Raw genomic sequence first — 2,947 nt, 5'->3', positions numbered from 1 at the left:
CGTTCGACTTGCATGTGTAAAGCATGCCGCCAGCGTTCAATCTGAGCCAGGATCAAACTCTTCAGTTCAATCTCTGTTTAAAGTCATTGCTGACTTGGTCGCTCACTCAAAATACTGACGATTCCTTCTTGCGAAGGTCACGTTTAATATATTGTGCGAGCGTTTAATAATTTGAGCTAAGAGGCTTGCGCCTCCGGCATCATCATCAAACGCCCACACTTATCGACTGTTAATTTTTAAAGAATTCTGCGTTGTTGCTGAAGCGTTTTGTTCAGCAGCAGAGAAGGAAGATTATGGGGCTTTTCGCTTCATCCGTCAACCCCTGTTTTTTTCCTTCATCCTGCGCTGCGGATGTTCAGCAGCGCGGGGACGGAATTATAGCCGCCCCCGCCCGGCAATTGCAAGACTAATTTTCCGTCAGCACTTTATGCTTGTAGCCTGCGTCGGTGCGGATCTGCGTGTCCGTGAATGGCAACCGGAAAAGCGCTTTGCGTCCGTACAGCGGCAGCTGGTCCGCATAGTGCGCAGACTTCGGATCGACCGACTGGCCGTAGACCAGCAAGCCCTTGGCCACCGGACCGGCCTGGTCGAAGCCCACCACCTGCACATAGCTGGTCCCCCAGTTGACGTTGGTATAGCCCGTAGCCTTCAGCTCCCCATCCATATTGATGGAATTGTAGGACCCATCGATGTCGCCAATACCGCCATGCAGCGGATAACGCTTACCGTTGCGGATCTCATTCTGGTAATCGCCAAGTCGGCCATACAGGGGCACGCCCTGTGCATTCAGCTTGGCCACGGCCGTGCGCAGCGCGTCCAGCATGGCCGGCTTGGCTGCGGCGGCCAGGCCGCGCGGAGTATTAACCGGGTCGGCAGCGTCGAACGGCACGGCCCACTTGTCCGGGATGCCGGCAGCCACATTCCAGAACTCTCGGAACAGCACCGCGCCCCGGCTATCGAGATCGACCTTACGGTCCCATATCATCAGCACCGCGCACGCCAGCAGCAGGTTCCGGTCGTTCGATGCCAGGCAGGCCGGCAGCAGCTCGGGCAGGACCAGCTCGGCGGCATGCACGCGGTTGGCAAACATCAGGCGCTGCAAGTCGTCGGTATTCAGGAAGCGCTCCTGGGTCAGCGCGGATTCCAGCTGCTTGAAGCCGATGCGCGTACGCAGTGTCTGCTCCACATCCGTCGAGCCGTACAGCGGCGAGTATCCATAAGGTGCGGGACCGGTGAGGAATTCGCGCGCATTGCTGAGCCAGTAGGCATCATTGGAATTGGCCACGTAATCCTGGCGCTCCTGCGCCGGCATATTGGCGCCGCCAAAAATCCCAGCGGGCGTGTCCGGATCCTGGCCCCATGCGCACTCGCTGCGCGCGCCGTCGAAGCCGACCAGGGCCGGTAACACCATGCAATCCGACAGGAATTTGTCCGCGCCCATATGCGGCACGGCACTGCCGTCCATGTACAGCGTGTTACCGTCCCGGTCCGCCGCTATCGTGTTCACCCACGGCAAGCCAGCGATGGCGTTGAGGCTACTCTTCACCGCTGCGACGTTGGACGCCTTGCCGATGGCCAGCCACTGCCGCACCAGGCGCGTATTGTTGCGGTTGGCGTCGCCCAGCACGAAGGCGGTAGTGGCGGTCCAGTCCACCCCCGCGTCCGGCATAACAATGACCGCGCCCTGCTTGCTGAAGTAGAAGGTCTTCTGCCTGGATGCCAGTGTGCCATCAGTCTGCAGGCTGTCGACCGACACGGTGCGCGAAGTCATCTTGAGCGGCGCGCCGTCATAGAAATATGTGGTGCCGGTGGGATCGGCAGGGTCCAGGTCGAGCTTGAAGGTAGTGAAATGCACCGCCTTGGTCACAGTATGGGTCCAGGCCATGTCCTTGTTGAAGCCGATGACCACGGCGGGCATGCCGCCCAGGCTGGCGCCCATGGCATCGTACTTTCCCGGCACTGTCAGGTGGATCTGGTAGAAACGGTCCGCGCTGTTCCATGGATAGTGGGGATTACCGAGCAGCAGCCCCCGTCCGTTGGCGCTGGCATCTTTGCCGATCGCGACACCGTTGCTGCCCACTCCGGCAGGCATACCCATCGGGATTTTACGGCTGGCCGGCGCCATGGTCTTGGCCAGGACAACAGCGGCCGACGGTTCGCGCGCGGCGGCGACAATTGCGCCGGCAAACGCTTCACCGGTGGCATGCAGCGCTTTTTCAGCGATCAGCAAATACATGTCATCCAGGCTCATGGGCTTGACCCAGGCGGCGCCTTTGCAGGCGGCGGGCAACGTGGCGGCGCGGTCACGCAGGTAGCGGTTATAGCCGGCCACGTAGCCGGTCAGGACATCGCGCACTTCCTGGGTGCTGGCAGCATAGCCGGCACGCAGTTGCTCCAGATCGAGATAACCTTTGAAGAAGAAGTCGCTGTCCTCATTGCGCAGGTCGATGAAATCAAGCGCCGCTCCGTATTCCCCGTTCTTCGGTTTGGTGGCGTGCAGGTCGGGGCCGAAATAACGCGAGCGCTCGCCGCGCACTGTCAGCAGCGTGTCGGCCAGCATGCAAACATTGTCTTCTGCGTAGGCGTAAGCCAGCCCGTAGCCCAAACTGCGGAAATCCGCCGCCTTGACGTGCACCACACCGTAGCTGGTGCGCGTGACGTCGCTGCGAAAGGACTCCGCCGCCACGCCAGTTGTCACCATTGCAGCCGCCAGCAGCCCGATTGCCCGTGTTCGCATGTCAACTCCTTTGCTAATTGATATTGTAAAAATCTTATCAGATAACAAAAGGATAATAGTTGTTTTTTCGGCTGCAAACGCAAAAAAGCCCCACCAGATCACTGGAGGGGCTTTTTCATATAACTAGCCTGACGATAACCTACTTTCACACTGGTTGCAGCACTATCATCGGCGCAAAATCGTTTCACGGTCCTGTTCGGGATGGGAAGG

1 protein-coding gene and 2 rRNA genes are annotated in these 2,947 nt (G+C 59.2%); all 3 read right to left on the bottom strand.

Annotated features, from left to right (window positions below):
• Positions 1-68 (bottom strand): 16S ribosomal RNA (locus tag AC6H42_RS10795); the annotation flags it as partial.
• Positions 69-406: 338 nt separating this feature from the next.
• On the bottom strand, positions 407-2,737 hold the full coding sequence (locus tag AC6H42_RS10790; RefSeq protein WP_497548003.1) for a penicillin acylase family protein: 2,331 nt from the start codon (positions 2,735-2,737) through the stop codon (positions 407-409).
• Between the two features lie 126 nt (positions 2,738-2,863).
• A 5S ribosomal RNA gene (gene rrf / locus AC6H42_RS10785) occupies positions 2,864-2,947 on the bottom strand; the annotation flags it as partial.

The organism is Massilia sp. NBRC 108631 (genome assembly GCF_059704565.1).
The sequence above is the reverse complement of the archived record's forward strand: the minus strand, read 5'-3'. Positions and strand labels throughout refer to the sequence as shown.

Coding starts and splice junctions, on each gene's coding strand:
- AC6H42_RS10790 (WP_497548003.1), bottom strand. CDS start 2,737: ATGCGAACACGGGCAATCGGGCTGCTGGCGGCTGCAATGGTGACAACT.